Source organism: Photobacterium rosenbergii, assembly GCF_033022775.1.
GTDB classification, from domain to species: Bacteria; Pseudomonadota; Gammaproteobacteria; order Enterobacterales; family Vibrionaceae; genus Photobacterium; species Photobacterium rosenbergii_A.
Window position 1 is genome coordinate 226,324 of sequence record NZ_JAWJZI010000001.1, and the last position, 19,012, is coordinate 245,335.

The following is a 19,012-nucleotide window of genomic DNA, read 5'->3' on the forward strand; positions in this document are numbered from 1 at the left end:
ACTGACAAATCAATCAAGTGTACCGATAAGTTTACTCTCCCAACAAAAAAGACCACGCGCGAATGTTAACAATTTGATTACACTTAGTACTATTGAACGTTGCCTATCACTCTAATGATATTTTCCACTGTTCCAACCGGCACGTTCTAGATTTTGCTGTCCGCCTCATTTGAGGCAGCACCAGAAGGAGCTAACGATGAATGTTCTGGCTATGCCGATGCATCGTTTCATCGATCATCGCGGTAAGTTGGTTAATCCGCTCCCTGAATGGGCTGATCTTACAACCCTGAAAGGCTTCTATTGCGACATGGTATTAACCCGCACATACGACAATAAAGCTGTCGCCCTACAACGTACGGGCAAATTGGGGACATACCCTTCTCACCTCGGGTCCGAAGCAATTGGTATTGCGATTGGACGTGCGCTAAAAAATTCTGATGTCTTTATCCCTTACTACCGCGATCTACCCGCTTTGTGGGCTCGCGGTATTGGAATGGAAAAAAACCTCCAATACTGGGGCGGTGATGAACGCGGTAGTGATTTTTCTCCTGACGATGCCCATTGTCGAGACCTGCCATTCTGCGTTCCTATTGCTACACAATGTACTCATGCGGTAGGTGTGGCTGCTGCGTTGAAAATTCAAGGTAACCACCAAGTCGCCCTGGTTACATGTGGTGATGGTGCGACATCCAAGGGGGATTTCCTCGAATCATTGAACTGTGCCGGGGCATGGAACATTCCATTGGTATTCGTCATTAACAACAACCAATGGGCAATATCAGTCCCTCGATCAATCCAATGTGGTGCAGAGTTACTTTCTGACAAGGCCAAAGGCGCCGGTATCGAAGGCATAACGGTTGATGGCAACGATATCGTCGCCATGTTCGATATCGTGGCAAAATCGTTAGATCACGCCAGAAAGGGCAAAGGCGCCACTTTGATTGAAGCGGTTAGCTATCGCCTAAGTGATCATACAACCGCTGATGATGCCTCTCGCTACCGCAGTGACGATGAGCTCCAGCAAGCATGGGAGTACGAACCCGTCAAACGCCTGAAAACATTCCTAATTGAACAAGGTGCTTGGTCTGAGCAAGATGATCTTAATTGGTTAACCCATTGCAAGGAAGTTATTGAAAAAGTTGTTGAAAAGTATCTCAACACAACACCACAAGCACCTGAAACAGCCTTTGATTTCTTATATGAAGAACTCAGTGAAGATTTACTGAGCCAACGCGACACCATCATCAACAAGGCAATGCGTATGCAAGGAGGTCGTCATGGCTGAATTAACCCTCCTCGATGCCGTGAACATGGCTCTGCATTACGAAATGGCACATGACCAAAGTGTTGTTGTCCTTGGTGAAGATGTCGGTGACAACGGTGGTGTCTTTAGGGCAACTGTCGGTCTAAAGGAAAAATACGGCTGTAAGCGTGTCATTGACTCCCCACTCGCAGAAGCTCTTATCGGTGGTGTCACCGTCGGCATGGCGACTCAAGGATTACGCCCTGTAGCTGAATTTCAATTCCAAGGCTTCGTATTCCCTGCGATGGAGCACCTCGTATGCCATGCGGCAAGGATCAGAAACCGTACCCGAGGTCGCTTGACCTGCCCTGCCGTCTTCCGAGCACCATTTGGCGGTGGTATTCATGCGCCGGAGCATCACTCAGAAAGTGTAGAAGCACTGTTTGCCCATGTCCCAGGCCTCACTGTGGTCATCCCTTCTTCGCCGCAGCGTGCTTATGGTTTGTTGCTAGCCGCAATAAGAAGCAACGACCCCATCATGTTTTTTGAGCCTAAACGAATTTATCGTACGGTGAAATCCAACGTTGTTGATAATGGCGAGGCCCTGCCACTCAATACTTGCTTCACATTAAGGAAAGGCCGCGATCTAACTTTGGTAACTTGGGGGGCATGTGTTGTTGAATCACTCCAAGCCGCTCAAGCTCTGTCGGAAATAGGGATCGAAGCTGAAGTGATAGATTTGGCCACTATCAAGCCACTTGATATGGCATCCATCATCAAATCTATCGAAAAAACGGGACGACTACTGGTTGTCCATGAAGCGTGCAAAACTTGTGGTGTGGGTGCGGAGATCATTTCAAGAGTTTCTGAACAAGCCATGTGCCTGTTAAAGGCCCCCCCTAAGCGCGTTACTGGTACCGATACCATCATGCCTTATTACCGTAACGAAGATTATTTTATGATTCAGGAAGATGATATTGTTGATGCAGCGAAATCGCTGGTGGAGGGGTGGAAATGAAATCATTTAACTTACCCGACTTAGGCGAAGGGTTAGCTGAATCTGAAATTGTGCAATGGCATGTCAATATCGGGGACTATGTCGAAGTGGATCAGGTCGTGCTCACAGTCGAAACAGCCAAAGCAACGGTCGAGGTCCCTGCCCCTTACAGCGGCACCATTGTTAATCGCTATGGCGAAGCAGGCGATGTTATTGGCATCGGCAGTTTATTGTTAGAGATTGAAGAATCCACAGCCTCTGTAGCAAAAACAAAAACAGTGACGACAAAAGAAGCAACACAACAGAGGTCCGATGCAGCTACTGTCGTGGGCACCGTGGCACAAGAAAGCCACGACATCAACGTCGATGAGTTTTGGGTGGGAAACACCCATCAAGAAAATAAAGAGCATCCATTAAGTGCGATGCCCTCGGCAAGGCTACTTGCTCAAAAGCTAGGTGTAGACCTCAATGCAATTAAAGGTAGCGGCCCTGACGGCGTTATTCTTGATAGCGATGTCTATAATGCCTGTGACAAACAACTGCCTGGCACGGAGGTTCTTAAAGGGGCTCGTCGTACCATGGTGGGGGCAATGGCCGAATCTCACCACAATATAGCCGCCGTTACCATAACAGAAGAAGCGAGCCTTGCGCACTGGCTTCCAGAGCAAGATATTACTTGTCGGCTGGTCCAAGCAATCGTTGATGCCTGCCAGAGGGAGCCTGCACTGAACGCTTGGTTTGATGCAGAAACTATGACCCGGTGTTTACATCACACGGTCAATATCGGAATTGCAGTAGATAGTAAGCATGGCCTTTATGTTCCTGTGTTACGCCATGCGGATGAATTCAGCAGCAAAGGGATTCGGCAATGGGTGGATAAAACTGTCGCGGGTATTCGTGAGCGGAAAATTGGGCGCGAGCAACTTCAACACGCCACTATTACCCTATCAAATTTCGGCGCTATTGCGGGTATATATGCCACACCTGTCGTAACCCCGCCTCAAGTGGCGATCATCGGTGCAGGAAGAATCATTGAAAAGTTAGTTCTCGACAACGGCAGTGTTAAAGCCGTCAAAGTCCTTCCTCTGTCTATGACCTTTGACCATCGAGCCTGTACGGGGGGAGAAGCCGCAAGATTTGTAAAAGCATTGGTCTGCCACCTTCAGCAACCATCAGTTTAACTTCACATCACTTGGTTCATACAAAAAATGCCAGTCACTGACTGGCATTTTCATTAATTATTCGACTTTAGCAAGCTGTGTTGATTTTACTATAGCTGGTATTAGTCTTCAGCTGATGGGCTAGCTGGCTTTTTCTTTTTAGGAATAAAGACGTTATCACCAACAGCCATGTTGTCATAGAAGCGTTTGTCCATTTTCTTCTTAGCCTGAGGCTTCGCTTGAGTTTTCTTAGCCACTGGCTTCGCAGATGTCGGCTTCTTCTTGGTAAACTTCTTCTTCGGCGCAGGTTTCAAGCCCTTAAACTTACCTTCAAGACCTTCGATAGTCGTAAAGCTAATTGATTGTTGTAGGAAAGCTTCAACGTTCTTAAAGCTCTTCCAGTCTTTAGGGCCAACCAAAGAAATTGCGTCACCTTTGTTACCCGCACGACCAGTACGACCGATACGGTGAACATATTCCTCAGCATGCTTTGGCATATCGAAGTTGATAACGTGCGATACTTTTTCGATATCCAAACCACGTGATGCAACATCAGTTGTCACCAAGATCTTATGACAATCGCGCTCGAACTGACTCATAATGGCATTACGCTGAGTCTGGTTCATATCACCGCTCAATGCGACTGCCTTCAGTCTACGCTCATTCAGCTCATTGGTTAGACGATCGGTATCTGCACGGGTCGCCGTAAAGATAATCATCTGATTGTAGTTTTCGGTTTCCAGAATCTTATCCAAAAGAGCTTGCTTGTGATCAAGGTGATCACATAGGAAAAAGCGCTGAGTAATATCGGTGTGTTCTTCTGCCGAGTGACCGATTGAAATACGTTTTGGCGCATTCAGCATATCGCTGGCAATATTCACAACATCAGTATGATCCAATGTTGCCGAAAACATCATGGTCTGGCGACGACGGTGATTAGCCGCTTCATGGATACGGCGAAGCTGAGCTTCAAAGCCAAGATCAAGCATACGGTCTGCTTCATCAAGGATTAGCATTTCCAAGCCATCTAGGTACGTGCTGCGGTGTTCAAGGTGATCAGCCAAGCGGCCTGGTGTTGCAATCACAAACATCGGATCTTTGCGTAGCGCTTTGACCTGATCGTTAAAGTTCTCACCGCCCACAATCAGTGCACCATCATATGGCGTACCGGCATTCAAAGTACGTAACTGAGCAAAAACCTGTTTAGCCAGTTCACGGGTTGGCGTCAAAACCAATACACGAGGATCACGGCGTGTAAATGGTTTACTACGATACATACGCTGCATAGCTGGCAACAAAAATGCCAGTGTCTTACCAGAACCTGTTTTTGACGAGGCCAAGATATCTTTGCCTAGAAGACCTACAGGGATTGCTGCTTTTTGAATTTCAGTTGGTTTATCGAACGCCAAATGGTGAAGTTTTTTAATCAGGCGCTGGTCTAATCCAAGATCGTTAAATTGCAAAGTGATGCTCCGGTAATTGCCCAACTATGAGCAAGAATAATACAGTTCAAGCCTGTGTGACAGTAATCACACAGCGCTAAATTTGGTTAGCTGGCCATTATACCACATTTCAAATAGCTAGCACCTAATTGATATAGATTTATTGCCTTTTCATAAAGATAACCTTGTATACCTTCCGACCGACCAGTCAATTGCAGTCAAGAAGCATAACTTGTCGCTAAATGACCTACACTCTGGCAGCGGTTTCTTTTAACTTGTGCACTCAAATATACCAAGCAAAAACAACCCCTTGAAATGAAGCCGATGAAAACTGAAACACCTTGGAAAGATTTCCTTTTGGAAAAGGTACTTGAACCTGCCGAAAGAAAAAAACGTAGTCCTGGCAGGCCAAAACAGTCTTTTACTCAACGGCGCTTAATAGCTGCCAAATCAAGATTTGGCGAGTTGGCACACAAGCACCGTTTTTTAATCATCGAGACTGGGAAACCAGATATAGAGCTAAAATCACCACCGAAAAGCCGAGGCATTGCTGAAATTACTTTATATTATGAAGATTGTGTCGCGAGACTCGAAACCGCGGTAGCAGTCCTTCAAAGAACAAAGGAAGATAATATTAGTTTGGATTGTAGTCATACAAACTAGTCATCGGTTCAGTTTTCCGCCCCTTTCTTGTGCTAACCTTCAGAACAGATGCATTCATGTACGATACTGAATTAATGACACAAATTCGTAGCCATGCCATACCTGTCACAGCTTTTGTAGTTGTCACCCTGATCATCATTTGGTCTGGCTTGGATCCTGTATTCCCGGATGTTTGGCTGGCGGAAATCATTCCAGTTGTCCTTATCTTTGCCCCTTTGCTCATTACCTATCGCTTTTTCCAGTTTTCGAACACGGCTTATATCCTGATTGCCATTTGGATGGCTCTGCATACCATTGGTGCCCATTACACCTTTGCCAATGTTCCTTTTGATTGGTTTAACGATTTAATTGGCTCCCAGCGTAATAATTTCGACCGTGTCGCGCATTTTTCTATTGGCCTATATGCATTTCCAATCGCTGAGTTCATGGTTCGCAAAGGCCATTGCAAACCATTAGTGGCGACTATTTTTGCCCTAGCAACCATAATGGCCATTGCTGCCGGATACGAAATAATAGAATGGTGGTACGCTGCACTTGCCGGCGGTAATGCTGGCACAGAGTTTCTTGGCAGCCAGGGGGATATCTGGGACGCACAGAAAGACATGATGATGGATACACTTGGCGCAATCAGCAGTTTGATACTCTTTCATATCATCAAACCATACCATACTGACTCGCTGCAATCTAAATGAGCCTATGTTATTCCTTTGACCATATACAAAGAAGCCCGCTTATACAGCGGGCTTCTTATTTTTATAATTATTCTACGTGGTTACAAATCTGGATAACCTGTTGGGTTAGCAGACTGCCAACGCCAAGTATCTGCTGTCATATCTTCAATGGTACGTGTAGCTTCCCAATGCAGCTCTGCTTTGGCTTTAGCCGGATCTGCCCAGCATTCCGCGATATCACCAGGGCGACGCGGTGCAATTTGGTATGCTACCTCGACACCCGCAGCTGCAGAAAAGGCTTTGACCATTTGCAATACGCTAAACCCATTACCTGTACCTAGGTTATAGGTATGTAGACCGGCTTCTTTGCCTTTGTGGTTCAAAGCGGCCAGATGGCCATCCGCCAAATCAAGTACGTGGATATAATCACGAACACCGGTACCGTCTACTGTTGGGTAATCGTCACCGAAAACAGACAAGTATTCACGGCGGCCGACCGCTACCTGAGATATAAATGGCATCAGGTTATTTGGGATACCCTGTGGATCTTCACCCATCTCACCACTTTGGTGTGAGCCAACCGGATTGAAGTAGCGCAGCAGAGTAATGCTCATTTCAGGATGTGCTTTTTGAATATCAGTCAGGCACTCTTCAACCATCAACTTACTGCGGCCATATGGATTAGTCGCGCTAGTCGGAAAGTCCTCGGTAATTGGCACACTCGCCGGGTCGCCATAAACCGTAGCCGATGAGCTAAAGATCAAGCTATTCACACCGGCGGCACGCATTGCTTCAACAAGCACCAATGTCCCGTGAACATTGTTGTCATAGTATTCCAGTGGTTTTTCGACCGACTCACCCACCGCTTTTAGCCCCGCGAAGTGAATAACCGATTCTACTTCATTCTCAGCCAACACCTTGTCAAGAAAAGCACGATCACGAATATCGCCTTGATAGAACGCAGGGGTAACACCCGTTAGTTTTTCAATTCGAGCCAATACTGACTTCTTACTGTTGTATAGGTTATCGACAATGATTGGTGTCATACCTGCTTCAATCATCTGAACACAAGTGTGGCTGCCAATGTAACCCATACCACCGGTGACGAGAACTCGCATGCTTTTCTCCCTTTGAGTGAGGATTTACTCAAACAATCTTAGTTAAACTGGGCATAAAGTATCATAACTATCTGGAAAATAAAGCAAGGATCACATTACATGTGCAATTTGCGAGCAATAATTTTTTATACTTTAGCTGATAATAAAACAGCGTATAATAGATTCGTCCAAATTTCTGGGAATGGAGAAGTTCTCGTGCTCGCGCAGTTAAACCGCCAACTTATTAAGTTTATTACCATATTTCTTGCACTCATGATCCTCAATGGATGTGAGCTGGTGCAATGGAAAGAAAACCATGACCACGACCAACTGTATGCTCAAGGCTTTCAAGAGCATATCCTCAACCTAAATGAAGGTGGTCAACTCAAATACTGGGTTGGTGGTTCGGGTAAGCCTTTGTTGTTGATTCACGGATTTGGCGGTACTGCAGTCGCGACCTGGAAAGAAGAAATGCTTGAGTTAAGCAAACATTACCAAGTTATTGCCCCTGATCTTGCATGGTTTGGCCAATCTTACAGCATGGGCCCCCCTAACCTTACAACGCAAACTGACACCATTTGGCAATTACTGGATGCACTTAAGATTGATAAAGTGAATGTGGCGGGAATTTCTTACGGTGGCTTCATTACCTACAACATGATGATGCAACCAGAAAGAGTGGAAAAAGGGGTGATCATTGCCAGCCCAGGTCCACTCTTTAGCGATGAAGATCTCGAAGAGCTATGCCAAAGAGCTGGTGTAGAGAAACCTGAACAGCTTTTTGTTCCGACCAATAGTGATGAAGTTAGACGCCTGTTCGACAATGTTTTCTATGAGCCGAAAAAAATGCCTGATTTTGTCGCCAATCAAATTTACAGCAGCTATTTTTTCCCTTACAAAAAAGAAAAAGTAACTTTAATACAATCTCTTGTGGATGACAGAACGCGAATCGCCAATGCCAACACTGAAGACTTTCCGCCTACAATGATAATTTGGGGTGATAGCGATAATATATTCCCGCTGAAAAATGGTATCGAACTAAGTAAACATCTAAGTTCTGCCATTGTCGTTCTCCCTGAAACGGCTCATGGCGTCACAAACGAGCAACCCGGCACTGTATCTAAACTATTGAAAATATTCATTAGTTAGATAGCGCAAGCAAGGATTCTCACAGGTCAACAAATTACATTTTTTTCTATAAAAAATTAGACAGGGCTCTCACCTTCAATTAAGCTAACCCAGTCATTGCGCATGGTTGCGTATTGACTGGATTTTCGCTTTACCAAGGGATAACCTTTTGCCATGACTATGGTTTTCAAGAGCCACCAACTACAATCTGATAATCACGCCTATATCGAACTTAGCCAGGAAACACTGAAAAGGCCGTTGTCCATCCTCTTTCCCCTCGCAGGTATCATTTTTCTTATTATTGCCTTGAAACTCATACAAGAGCTCTAAAACTGGGGCAAAGATCAAATTGCGATCAGCTAACAAAGCACTTACGCTAGATACAATTTCAAAACGGGTACTCAATGATGACAACAAAAACCCTTTGCCAATGGAAATGTTTCTCTGTTGAACAATCTAGCCACACTTTACCCGACGGGAGGGAAATTGAATTTACCACTGTCATACATCCTGGAGCGGTGATCATCGTGCCCATTGATGAGGCGGGTAACTTGATTATGCTTAACCAATATCGCCCCGCGATCAAGGATTGGATACTCGAATTCCCTGCCGGCACACTCGAAAGCAATGAAGATATTTTAGGCTGCGCTCAGCGTGAACTGGCTGAAGAAACACAATTGAGTGCGCGACATTGGCATAACCTCGGTGAGCTTTTCCCTGTTCCAGGTTTCTGTGACGAGGTACAATATTTATTCTTAGCGACACAGTTGAAGCCTTGCCAAGCGCAATGTGATGATGATGAAGTTATCGAAGTGGTCAAAATGACACCGGCAGAATTTCTTAGTAAAGTCGCTGAAAATGAGATCAAAGACGCCAAAACATTAGCCGCTTTCCTCAAACTTCAATCCATGGGGTTATTACCTACTACGGCCTAGTTTGACTCTATCCGTCTCAAGGTGCCACAGCTTAGCGAATTATAATGAAACATTGCTAATGAGAATGCACTATCGCATTTTACTGCTAGCTGTGGCATCTTGCTGCCAAATACATTCTTATGATGATATCAGCTATGGATAAACTCTTTTCACTTCTCAATAAGTTCGCTTCGATCGTTGCAATGCTTATGTTCGTTATTGGCGGCGGCATGGCGCTATTCGTGTTCTTTTATGGCCCTTAAGTAACAGACACATTTTTAAGGCCACTACATCCGCATACCGCCATCAATTTCTAGAACACGTCCGGTAAAATAGTCGTTTTCAAAAATGTATTTCACTGCGTGGGCTATCTCACTTGCCTCCCCCATACGACCAACCGGTATCATGGATTTGAGCCTTTCAATGGCCTCAGGTTTAAGCTGAGTGGCCATTGCTGTTTCTACCACGCCAGGCGCAATCGCAGCAGCTCTGATCCCATAGCGAGCGAGCTCTTTCGCCCAGCAGACAGCCATGGTTGCAACCGCCGCTTTTGATGCTGCATAGTTGGTTTGTCCAATATTGCCTGCTCTTGCGACACTGGATATGTTAATGATTGCGCCCTGGTTACCCGCTTTCAACATGTTAGCGGCAGCTTCCCTTCCACACAAAAATGTCCCAGTGACATTGACATCCATGACAGTTGAAAACTGCTCGAGAGACATTTTCTCTATGTTGTCATCTTTGGCTTTAACCAGTAGCCCATCCCTCAGCACCCCGGCATTATTCACCAAGCCATTAAGCTGGCCAAAGTCCTCCATGATATTTTCAAACACCGCAATGACTTGCTGCTCATGGGTCACATCAGCCAAGTAGGTTAATGTTTTGGCACTGAGCATTTGGCACTGCTGTTTAGTTTCATGCAGCCCGTCTTCATTCATATCAATCAATGCAAGTTCGGCACCGGCCTGTGCTAGGCTTATCGCCATCATTTGACCAAGGCCTTGCCCTGCACCAGTAATGGCAATCACACTCTGTTTTAAGTCCATATATCCCCCCAAGCGCTTTATTCTTTTGATTGCTTGCGATAGAACTCAAACAAACTAGAGAAGTCTTTTAATTCGTTTCCTTCCGCGTTATGAAAAGCATATAAATTACGGGCTAGTGTCCCCATAGGAATGGGCGATTGACTGCTTGTTGCGGCTTCCAGCCCCAAACCTAGATCTTTGAGCATCAACTTAGCCATAAAACCGGGCTGAAATTGGTTCGAAGCGGGCGCTTTCTCCATAATTCCTGGGCATGGGTTATAGAGTTCGAGCGCCCAATTACGGCCTGAGCTTTGTAGCATGATCTCTGATAACACTTTAGGATCTAATCCGTTATCCATGCCCAAGCTCAATGCTTCACAAGTGCCAGACATTAAGATCCCCAACATCAAGTTGTTGCAAATCTTCGCCATCTGCCCATCACCCGCCTTACCGGCATGGAAAATATTCTTGCCGACAAACTGAAGCACAGCTTGTGCTTGTTTGAAACCATCATCCGTACCGCCAACGATGAAGGTTAGCGTACCTGCTTGCGCCCCAGCGACACCGCCGGATACCGGCGCATCAACAAATTCAAACCCTTTGGAGCGTGCTTCTTGAGCCACCAACCGTGCAGAAGCCGGGTCAATTGTGGATGAATCAATAAGGAAAGTGCCTTCATCAACCATTCTCAGTAAGCCAATACCACCATCATGGTCGCCAAGGTAAACCGCCCTGACATGCTCGCCCGCCGGCAACATAGTCATCACCGTTTCTGCCCCTTTGACACATTCTTCCATGGTGCTGGCAACCGCTGCGCCTTCAGCTTTCAATGACTCAGCCGCTACGGTATTGATATCAAACACTGACACCTGACAACCGGCTTTGAGCAAGTTCAACACCATTGGGTGGCCCATGTTGCCAAGGCCAATAAAAGCAATATTCATCATTATGCTCCTTCAAGTGAATCATCAAGCCCCAGACGATATAGCGGGTGCTCATTATCCGCCCATAGTGGGGTAAACAAAGTGTCAATCACTGCTGGATCAACACTGTCGATATTAGGGAAGAGCCATTCAGGTTGGTTCGTTTTCTCAATGAGCCGAGATTTAACGCCCTCATAGAATTCACCCAACTCTCCGCTGCGAACAGATAAAGTCAGTTCGAGCCTGAAGCAATCAGCCAACGATTCATAATGGAATTGAGTGAGTTGGCGGTAACAGATATGAGCCGTGATAGGACTCCCTTCTTTCAAAGTCTGTTTTGCCCTTCTAAGCCACTTTCCTTCCCCTTCATCAACGGGCTCAGCCATGGCTTGAATTTGGTCATAGATCTCCGATAAAGACCCGTATTGGCATGCAGCTTGGATCGCAGGCAAAAAAGGTATCAGCTCATTACTCGGGTGTGAGTACATCGCCTTCTTACCGAGCTGTTCGAGCAACTCAGTCACGCCTTGATGTGGTTCCACATCTTCCCAGCTCATTTTTTGAAGGTTTTCAAAAAGTGCCGCTTTCTGCTCAGGCAATAAAATATGCTCTGATAGTGACAGCGCAAGCGCATCGGTGGCATTGACGGTTGCCCCCGTTAAACCCAGAAATAAGCCGACGCCTTGCGGTAAATGATTAAGAAACCAAGTGCCACCAACATCTGGGTACAAGCCAATACTAATTTCTGGCATGGCGAGCTTTGTCGTCGGGGTAGTGATCCTGTGGCTAGCACCGATATATAACCCAATGCCGCCCCCCATCACGATCCCTTGCCCCCATACAATGACAGGTTTGCTATAGGTGTGAATGAGATAATCAGTCTGATACTCAACGGTGAAGTAATCCGTCAAATAACCAGTAGCATGAAACTTACTGTCAGGGTGATCGGAAGACTTTGCCTCATGCATAACGTGGTACATCGCCCTGACATCACCACCAGCACAAAAGGCTTTATCACCCACACCATGGATCACGACGCCAACAATATTATGATCATCCTGCCAATGGCGAAGAGCCTCATTGAGCACAACCAACATCTCATAAGTAAGTGCATTTAAAGATGCGGGATTGTCTAGTTCCGCCACACCAAACTTGAGCCCGCCACCACAATCCAATTCGCTGATATTCACCATGCCTGACATCTTTTTCCCCTTAAACTTGTCAATTCCCCTTAAACTTATAAATCGCCTCTGATTATTAGCGGTTCTTCCACTCAGGCTTTCGCTTCTCTAAAAACGCTTTCACCCCTTCGTTTTGATCCACTGTGTCAAACAGCTTCACAAATAACTCACGCTCTTTAACCAAGCCATGCGTCAATGGTGAATGGCGACAATTTTGAATAAGCGCCTTGCACGCTGCCACTGAAGACGGCGATTGATTTTCGACATCAGTAGCCATTTGCAGTGCACATTCCAGCGCCTGACCTGACGCCACCACTTCTTCGACCAAGCCGATCTCCAAAGCCTGTGACGCTGTCACTCTCTCACCACAAAGAATAATGCGTTTTGCCCAGCCTTCGCCGACTAACCAAGTCAGGTTTTGAGTCCCACCCGCACAGGGCAACAAACCAACTTTTGCTTCAGGCAATGCCAAGCTTGCATGTGCTTCTGCGATACGGATATCACACGCCAACGCCACTTCTAAGCCTCCCCCCATGGCGTAACCATTAATGGCGGCAATTGATACCCCGCGAAACTGGCTTAGCGATTCAAAAGCCTCACCGAATGCCTGCGCCATACCTAAGGCAACCGCTTTATCCCCATCAGCAAACAGGTTCAAATCCGCGCCAGCAGAGAAAAACTTCTCCCCTTTCCCCGTAATTACCAGTGCATAAACAGCCTTATCCTCATTAAGCTTGGAAACTGTGTCCCTCAAAAAGTTAAGGCTCTCTTTTGTCCAGGTATTGGCTGGTGGGTTATTCATGGTCAATACGGCAGTGTGGCCACGTATTTCAACGTCGATGACATTGTCTGAGTTAGCTTGATCTGACATGAGGTTTATCCCTCTTGTTAAGCAATTAAAGGAGTCGGCAGCCTTCGCTGAGTACCCGGCGGGCAATAATTAGCCGCATGATTTCGTTGGTACCTTCAAGGATTTGATGCACCCTGACATCTCGGAAGTAGCGTTCAAGCGGATATTCCTTAATGTAGCCGTAACCACCATAGAGCTGTAGAGCATGGTCACAGACTTTAAAGCCGACGTCGGTAGCAAACCGCTTAGCCATTGCACAGTAAGCCGTCGCTTCTGGCCCCTGTTGATCCAGTTGATAAGCGGCGTAACGCACTAACTGCCTGGCGGCAACTAGTTCTGTTGCCATATCTGCAAGCTTGAACTGTACCGACTGAAAATCTGATAATTTTTGGCCAAACTGTTTACGTTCACCCACATACTGAATGGCTTGGTCTAGTGCCTGCTGAGCAGTACCGATTGAGCAGGTTGCAATATTGATCCGCCCTCCATCCAACCCTTTCATTGCAAACTTAAAGCCATCCCCTTCATTACCGAGTAAATGGCTAGCGGGTATTCGGACATCATCAAAGGTCACGGCTCTGGTCGGCTGACTATTCCAACCTAATTTGGGCTCTTTGCGCCCATAGCTGATCCCCTTCGCATCCGCCGGTACCACAAAAGCTGAAACGCCAGACGCTCCCTTTTGGTTGATATCCGTTCTTGCCATCACAACTAGTACTTCGGTATCCCCCGCGCCAGAGATAAACGCTTTCGCTCCCCTAAGTACATACTCTCCACCTTGTTTAGTTGCCGTCGTTGTCAATGAAGCGGCATCTGAACCTGCATTTGCTTCTGTTAGGCAATAGGAGCCCAAGCTGTCACCTGTAACCAGCAACGGGCAATATTGTTGTTTGACTTCATCAGAGGCAAAACTGGCTATCATCCACGACACCATATTGTGGATGGTCATATAGGCGGTTGTTGATGTACAGCCCATCGCGAGCTGTTCAAAAATAATTGAGGCATCCAATCTAGGAAGCCCCATACCGCCATGCTCTTCAGGGACGTACAGACTTAAAAATCCCATTTCACCGGCTTCTTTAAGTACGTCTTTGGGAAAGATTTGCTTTTCATCCCACTGGGCAGCATTAGGGGCGAGTTTGTCTTGTGAAAACTGACTCGCAGCTTCTGCAAAGGCGCGTTGGTCTTCTGTCAACGAGAAATCCATATCAGCTCCTTATTAAAGGCACTATTGACTGGTTAAGAGTCAATGGAATTAGCGAAGGTGTATAGTCATGTTTGGCCCGTCAGGAATGTCTTCATCAAACCAGCGTGCAGTCACCGTTTTGGTTTCGGTGTAAAACCGTACGGCTTGTTTTCCGTAAGCGTGCAAATCGCCATAAAAGCTGCCTCTCCATCCTGTAAATGAAAAAAAAGGTAGAGGAACCGGGATCGGCACATTGACCCCAACTTGGCCTACTTGAATTCGATGCTGGAATTTTCTCGCCGCCGCGCCACAGGCCGTAAAAATCGATGTGCCGTTACCATAAGGGTTGTTGTTTATTAAGGTAATTGCTTCATCTAGGGTTTCGACGCCAATACAAACCAATACAGGTCCGAAGATTTCCTGCTGATAAATCGCCATATCCGTCGACACACCACTAAACAAGGTTGGCCCTAGCCAGTTACCGTCTGGGTATCCATCTACCTGACAATGTGAACCATCGACTTCACAGGTGGCACCTTGCTGCTTACCTTGTTCAATAAGATTTAGCACACGCTGTTTAGCTGCAGGGCTTATTAATGGCCCGTATGCTGCATTACTATCATCGGAGACACCCGGTTTGACTTTTTGCATCGCTGCTTTTAGTTCAGGAATGATTTCACTGGCATTACCCACCAGCACGGCAACTGAGATCGCCATACAACGCTGCCCCGCAGCGCCAACCGAAGAGCCAACCAAGTGATTGACGACCTGCTCCATTTTGGCATCAGGCATGACCACCATATGGTTCTTTGCACCTGCAAAAGCCTGAACCCGTTTAAGGTGCTGAGTGCCGGTTTGGTAGATGTGCTTCGCAACAGGTACCGACCCGACAAATGATATGGTGCGAATGTCCGGGTGTGCCAGCAGATAATCCACTTGCTCTTTGCTGCCGTGAACAATTTGCAGTACACCCTGCGGCGCTCCGGCTTGTTCAAACAGTTCAGCAAGACGCATCGCGGTAAGTGGAACTTGCTCTGACGGTTTTAGGACAAAGGTGTTACCTGCAGCAATTGCCATCGGGAACATCCATAGGGGGATCATTGCCGGGAAGTTGAACGGGGTAATACCGCAACACACCCCAAGCGGTTGGATCAAAGAGTAGCTGTCTATATCACTGGCAACATTCTCGACTGTTTCTCCCATCATCAAGCTGGCAATATTGGCAGCTTGTTCAACCACCTCAATTCCCCGCCAGACATCGCCCTTAGCATCAGCAAAATTTTTGCCGGTTTCACTGGAAAGCAGCTGCGCCAATTCATCATGATGGTCTTTCAACAGCTGCTGATATGACAACATCAGACGGGCACGATCGGGGACAGGTACTTCTTTCCATTGTTCGAATGTGGCACCCGCGCTGGAAATCGCGGATTCTATTTCAGATTCAGTCGTACATGGAACATTAGCGATAACAGCATTGGTTGCAGGGTTTGTCACCTCAATCCATTGATTAGAAGACGAATTAACGAATTCTCCGTTGATATACAGCGGAACAGGAGAAATAAGATTTGCATCGTTCATATCTGTTCCTCACTTACTCAGCGTTTCCGACCTCAATAGCAATCGCAGTCGCTTCCCCACCACCAATACAGCACGAAGCTATACCTCGTACCGGGCGTCCAATACTCTTGTGCAGCCGGTTCAAACGATGGATCAAGGTAACGATGATTCTGGCCCCACTCGCGCCAATTGGATGACCCAGAGCGCAGGCACCGCCGTCAGGGTTGACTCGCTCAGGGTCAATGCCTAGCTCTTTGGTCGCAATTTGAGTGACCACTGCAAAGGCTTCGTTTAACTCCCAACTATCCACCTGTTCTGGTGACCAGGCGAGCTTATCCAATAGCTGGCGAATGGCGTACACAGGGGCAATGGTAAATTCAGACGGAGCACGGGCATGGCTAGAATGCGCCGCTATAACCGCTAATGGCTTGTGCCCCTGCTGCTTTGCAAGGTCACCATCCATTAAAATAAGCGCTGCTGCCCCATCAGAAATGGAGCTGGAGTTACCCGCCGTGACCGTACCCCCTTCAGCAAACGCGGGGCGCAAAACCGGTAATTTGGTGAGGTTAATTTCGTTAGGATGTTCATCCCGGCTAACGACCACATCCCCCATTGGGTTTTCCACTTTAACGGGAATAATTTCACTCTCGAACCAGCCTTGCTCTTGAGCAATCAAAGCACGCTCGACAGATTTAACCGCCCACTTATCCATACTCTGACGGGTGTAATGACGCTCATCGGCAATTTTCTGAGCATAGACGCCCATCAAATCACCTTCATAGGCATCTTGCAGACCATCCAGGAACATATGATCGTGCAAGGTACTATGACCCAAACGTAGACCAGAGCGAATTTTGCTTTGTAGATACGGGGCATTACTCATGCTCTCCATCCCCCCCGCCACAACCGTTTGATTAGTCCCAACCAAAATCGCATCGTGGGCCAACATGACGGTTTTCATGCCCGAACCACACACTTTGTTAACGGTGGTACAGCCGATATTTTCTGGGATACCCGCTTTTAGTGCAGCCTGCCTTGCTGGAGCCTGTCCACAGCCGGCGAGCAATACATGCCCCATCAATACTTCATCAATCATTTCTGCCGAAAGACCGGAATGCTGTAGTGCGCCCTTAATGGCTACACTACCCAGCTCGGAAGCACTTAGTGACGATAGCTCTCCTTGAAAACTACCAATAGGTGTACGGTTTGCCGCGATGACCCACACTTCCTTACTCATAACAAAGCCCTCTTGGTGTGCTCTATCTCTGCAGGCGATTTCTTGACGTTTACGTAAGCATAGCACTAACATTTACGTAAACGTTAAGAAACAACTCTAATACACATTGCAGCTGTGAAGCCATTACCTAAGATTGGGGGCAAAGCAAGGTGGAAACGTTCAAAATAAGCGAGTTAGCCAGAGAATTTGACATCACCACCAGAAGCATCCGTTTCTATGAAGATGTGGGATTACTGCAGCCCCAAAGACAAGGTAGCACCCGTATCTATCATCGCCGCGACAAAATACGACTCAAGCTCATTTTGCGAGGCAAAAGGTTGGGGTTTTCCCTAGCAGAAATAAGAGAGCTATTTGATTTATACGACACCAACCAAAGCTCTTCACAGCTCAATAAAATGCTCATCATCATTGATACCAAGCAAGCTGCCCTGCAACGTCAGCTTGAAGACATCAATGTCGTGATGACCGAACTTCAAATTGCTAAGGACAGATGCAATCAAGCATTGAAGTCCCAGTCCCCTGGCGAGTAACACGAGTCCAACCTCGACAACTGGAGCGCTTATGAAAGATAGCTTCACCCCTTTAAATTATGGCCTAGGTGAGACCATTGACATGCTACGGGAGCAAGTTAATGGCTTTGCAGAGCAAGCTATTCTCCCTCTGGCCGCGGACATCGATAAAGACAATCAGTTTCCCAATCACCTGTGGCCATTAATGGGTGAAATGGGCTTGTTGGGTGTTACGGTCAGTGAGGAATATGGTGGTGCGAATATGGGTTATCTTGCCCATGTAATCGCCATGGAGGAAATCAGCCGCGCTTCAGCGTCTGTCGGGCTAAGTTATGGCGCTCACTCTAACCTTTGCGTCAATCAAATTTATCGCCATGGTACCAGTGAGCAAAAAGCCAAGTACCTACCAAAGCTGATCAGTGGTGAGCATATTGGCGCGTTGGCAATGAGCGAGCCCAATGCAGGCTCCGACGTGGTTAGCATGCAACTTAAGGCAGAACTTCAAGGGGATCACTTCGTGCTTAATGGTAGCAAGATGTGGATCACTAATGGCCCCGATGCCGATACCATCGTTGTATACGCAAAAACTGCTCCGGATGCAGGTTCACACGGTATCTCGGCCTTTATTCTCGAGAAACGCCTTCCCGGCTTCAGCCACGCTCAAAAGCTAGACAAACTCGGTATGCGAGGTTCAAACACCTGTGAGCTAGTGTTTAACGACTGTATCGTCCCAGCGGACAACCTACTCGGTGACCTCAATAAAGGTGTACAAGTTTTGATGAGCGGGTTGGATTACGAACGCGTCGTCCTTGCCGCAGGGCCGCTAGGGATCATGAGAGCCTGCCTGGATATCGTTTTGCCCTATGTGCATGACAGAAAACAGTTTGGCCGCTCGATTGGCGAATTCCAGTTAGTTCAAGCCAAAGTCGCTGATATGTACACCCGAACCAATGCCGCGCGTGCCTATGTCTATACCGTTGCAAAAGCCTGTGATCGGGGTGAAGCGACCCGTAAAGATGCTGCTGGTGTCATTCTATATGCAGCGGAATTGGCCACTCAACTTGCGCTAGACACAATCCAATTACTCGGTGGCAATGGCTATATCAATGAGTTTCCAGCAGGACGCCTGCTTCGAGATGCCAAGCTCTACGAAATCGGTGCTGGCACATCTGAAATCCGCAGAATGTTAATTGGACGCGAGCTATTCGAGGAATCCAAATAAGGAAAGG

The 19,012-nt window shown here is 47.0% G+C and carries 18 protein-coding genes; 9 read left to right on the forward strand and 9 right to left on the reverse strand.

Features of this window, described 5'->3' with window-relative positions; translation table 11 throughout:
- The first annotated feature begins 196 nt into the window (after positions 1 to 196).
- From pdhA to R2X38_RS01030, 3 genes are read left to right on the forward strand one after another with little or no spacing between them, the layout of a single operon-like run.
- Complete coding sequence (gene pdhA, locus R2X38_RS01020) at positions 197 to 1,285, forward strand: pyruvate dehydrogenase (acetyl-transferring) E1 component subunit alpha (RefSeq protein WP_317520142.1); 1,089 nt, start codon at positions 197 to 199, stop codon at positions 1,283 to 1,285.
- The gene (locus R2X38_RS01025; RefSeq protein WP_317520143.1) at positions 1,278 to 2,261 is read left to right on the forward strand and encodes an alpha-ketoacid dehydrogenase subunit beta; all 984 of its coding nucleotides are present in this window, start codon (positions 1,278 to 1,280) and stop codon (positions 2,259 to 2,261) included. The genes pdhA and R2X38_RS01025 overlap by 8 nt, the downstream gene beginning before the upstream one ends.
- On the forward strand, positions 2,258 to 3,421 hold the full coding sequence (locus tag R2X38_RS01030; RefSeq protein ID WP_317520144.1) for a dihydrolipoamide acetyltransferase family protein: 1,164 nt from the start codon (positions 2,258 to 2,260) through the stop codon (positions 3,419 to 3,421). Before R2X38_RS01025 ends, R2X38_RS01030 begins: the two co-directional genes overlap by 4 nt.
- A 101-nt stretch (positions 3,422 to 3,522) precedes the next feature.
- Here the strand turns inward: R2X38_RS01030 and R2X38_RS01035 are convergent, their stop codons facing one another.
- Positions 3,523 to 4,863: a DEAD/DEAH box helicase gene (locus R2X38_RS01035; RefSeq protein WP_317520145.1), complete on the reverse strand. Its 1,341-nt coding sequence runs from the start codon at positions 4,861 to 4,863 to the stop codon at positions 3,523 to 3,525.
- Positions 4,864 to 5,166: 303 nt separating this feature from the next.
- Between R2X38_RS01035 and R2X38_RS01040 the strand changes: the two genes are divergently transcribed.
- Together R2X38_RS01040 and R2X38_RS01045 are read left to right on the forward strand one after the other, a co-directional pair.
- Complete coding sequence (locus R2X38_RS01040) at positions 5,167 to 5,505, forward strand: hypothetical protein (protein ID WP_317520146.1); 339 nt, start codon at positions 5,167 to 5,169, stop codon at positions 5,503 to 5,505.
- A 74-nt stretch (positions 5,506 to 5,579) separates the two neighbouring features.
- Entirely contained in the window at positions 5,580 to 6,197 is a 618-nt protein-coding gene (locus tag R2X38_RS01045; RefSeq protein ID WP_317520881.1) for a DUF2238 domain-containing protein, read from the forward strand.
- Positions 6,198 to 6,277: 80 nt separating this feature from the next.
- Here R2X38_RS01045 and galE read toward each other — a convergent pair whose 3' ends face one another.
- The gene (gene galE / locus R2X38_RS01050) at positions 6,278 to 7,294 is read right to left on the reverse strand and encodes a UDP-glucose 4-epimerase GalE (RefSeq protein WP_317520147.1); all 1,017 of its coding nucleotides are present in this window, start codon (positions 7,292 to 7,294) and stop codon (positions 6,278 to 6,280) included.
- Positions 7,295 to 7,489: 195 nt separating this feature from the next.
- On the opposite strand from galE, the gene R2X38_RS01055 reads away from it, so the two are divergent.
- Entirely contained in the window at positions 7,490 to 8,422 is a 933-nt protein-coding gene (locus R2X38_RS01055) for an alpha/beta hydrolase (protein WP_317520149.1), read from the forward strand.
- Between the two features lie 383 nt (positions 8,423 to 8,805).
- Positions 8,806 to 9,336 carry an NUDIX hydrolase gene (locus tag R2X38_RS01060; protein WP_411184386.1) on the forward strand — a complete coding sequence of 177 codons (531 nt, stop codon included), beginning with the start codon at positions 8,806 to 8,808 and terminating at the stop codon, positions 9,334 to 9,336.
- 266 nt (positions 9,337 to 9,602) lie between these two features.
- On the opposite strand, the gene R2X38_RS01065 is transcribed toward R2X38_RS01060, so the two are convergent.
- Genes R2X38_RS01065 through R2X38_RS01095 form a run of 7 tightly spaced genes read right to left on the reverse strand, consistent with a single transcriptional unit; the run spans position 9,603 to position 17,274 of the window.
- Complete coding sequence (locus R2X38_RS01065; RefSeq protein WP_317520150.1) at positions 9,603 to 10,361, reverse strand: SDR family oxidoreductase; 759 nt, start codon at positions 10,359 to 10,361, stop codon at positions 9,603 to 9,605.
- A gap of 17 nt (positions 10,362 to 10,378) precedes the next feature.
- Positions 10,379 to 11,287 (reverse strand): 3-hydroxyisobutyrate dehydrogenase, encoded by a 909-nt coding sequence (gene mmsB / locus R2X38_RS01070; protein ID WP_317520151.1) that lies wholly within the window; start codon positions 11,285 to 11,287, stop codon positions 10,379 to 10,381.
- Entirely contained in the window at positions 11,287 to 12,465 is a 1,179-nt protein-coding gene (locus R2X38_RS01075; RefSeq protein WP_317520152.1) for an enoyl-CoA hydratase/isomerase family protein, read from the reverse strand. Before R2X38_RS01075 ends, mmsB begins: the two co-directional genes overlap by 1 nt.
- Positions 12,466 to 12,520: 55 nt before the next feature.
- Entirely contained in the window at positions 12,521 to 13,315 is a 795-nt protein-coding gene (locus R2X38_RS01080; protein WP_317520153.1) for an enoyl-CoA hydratase, read from the reverse strand.
- A gap of 25 nt (positions 13,316 to 13,340) precedes the next feature.
- Positions 13,341 to 14,501 carry an acyl-CoA dehydrogenase family protein gene (locus tag R2X38_RS01085; protein ID WP_317520154.1) on the reverse strand — a complete coding sequence of 387 codons (1,161 nt, stop codon included), beginning with the start codon at positions 14,499 to 14,501 and terminating at the stop codon, positions 13,341 to 13,343.
- Positions 14,502 to 14,549: 48 nt separating this feature from the next.
- Positions 14,550 to 16,058 (reverse strand): CoA-acylating methylmalonate-semialdehyde dehydrogenase, encoded by a 1,509-nt coding sequence (locus tag R2X38_RS01090; protein ID WP_317520155.1) that lies wholly within the window; start codon positions 16,056 to 16,058, stop codon positions 14,550 to 14,552.
- A 13-nt stretch (positions 16,059 to 16,071) separates the two neighbouring features.
- Entirely contained in the window at positions 16,072 to 17,274 is a 1,203-nt protein-coding gene (locus tag R2X38_RS01095; protein WP_317520156.1) for a thiolase family protein, read from the reverse strand.
- Positions 17,275 to 17,423: 149 nt separating this feature from the next.
- Between R2X38_RS01095 and R2X38_RS01100 the strand changes: the two genes are divergently transcribed.
- Both R2X38_RS01100 and R2X38_RS01105 read left to right on the forward strand, forming a co-directional pair.
- A complete protein-coding gene (locus R2X38_RS01100; RefSeq protein WP_317520157.1) occupies positions 17,424 to 17,804 on the forward strand; it encodes a MerR family DNA-binding transcriptional regulator in 381 nt (126 codons plus the stop codon).
- Between the two features lie 31 nt (positions 17,805 to 17,835).
- Positions 17,836 to 19,005, forward strand: coding sequence for an isovaleryl-CoA dehydrogenase (locus R2X38_RS01105; RefSeq protein ID WP_317520158.1), 1,170 nt, complete (start codon positions 17,836 to 17,838; stop codon positions 19,003 to 19,005).
- Positions 19,006 to 19,012 lie beyond the last annotated feature (7 nt).

Excerpts from the sequence above, each read along its gene's own strand:
- R2X38_RS01060 (WP_411184386.1), top strand. The coding sequence starts at position 8,806 with ATGATGACAACAAAAACCCTTTGCCAATGGAAATGTTTCTCTGTTGAA.
- R2X38_RS01045 (WP_317520881.1), top strand. The coding sequence starts at position 5,580 with ATGACACAAATTCGTAGCCATGCCATACCTGTCACAGCTTTTGTAGTT.
- R2X38_RS01105 (WP_317520158.1), top strand. The coding sequence starts at position 17,836 with ATGAAAGATAGCTTCACCCCTTTAAATTATGGCCTAGGTGAGACCATT.
- pdhA (WP_317520142.1), top strand. The coding sequence starts at position 197 with ATGAATGTTCTGGCTATGCCGATGCATCGTTTCATCGATCATCGCGGT.
- mmsB (WP_317520151.1), bottom strand. The coding sequence starts at position 11,287 with ATGATGAATATTGCTTTTATTGGCCTTGGCAACATGGGCCACCCAATG.
- R2X38_RS01065 (WP_317520150.1), bottom strand. The coding sequence starts at position 10,361 with ATGGACTTAAAACAGAGTGTGATTGCCATTACTGGTGCAGGGCAAGGC.
- R2X38_RS01040 (WP_317520146.1), top strand. The coding sequence starts at position 5,167 with ATGAAAACTGAAACACCTTGGAAAGATTTCCTTTTGGAAAAGGTACTT.
- R2X38_RS01030 (WP_317520144.1), top strand. The coding sequence starts at position 2,258 with ATGAAATCATTTAACTTACCCGACTTAGGCGAAGGGTTAGCTGAATCT.
- R2X38_RS01085 (WP_317520154.1), bottom strand. The coding sequence starts at position 14,501 with ATGGATTTCTCGTTGACAGAAGACCAACGCGCCTTTGCAGAAGCTGCG.
- R2X38_RS01025 (WP_317520143.1), top strand. The coding sequence starts at position 1,278 with ATGGCTGAATTAACCCTCCTCGATGCCGTGAACATGGCTCTGCATTAC.
- R2X38_RS01080 (WP_317520153.1), bottom strand. The coding sequence starts at position 13,315 with ATGTCAGATCAAGCTAACTCAGACAATGTCATCGACGTTGAAATACGT.
- galE (WP_317520147.1), bottom strand. The coding sequence starts at position 7,294 with ATGCGAGTTCTCGTCACCGGTGGTATGGGTTACATTGGCAGCCACACT.
- R2X38_RS01095 (WP_317520156.1), bottom strand. The coding sequence starts at position 17,274 with ATGAGTAAGGAAGTGTGGGTCATCGCGGCAAACCGTACACCTATTGGT.
- R2X38_RS01075 (WP_317520152.1), bottom strand. The coding sequence starts at position 12,465 with ATGTCAGGCATGGTGAATATCAGCGAATTGGATTGTGGTGGCGGGCTC.
- R2X38_RS01090 (WP_317520155.1), bottom strand. The coding sequence starts at position 16,058 with ATGAACGATGCAAATCTTATTTCTCCTGTTCCGCTGTATATCAACGGA.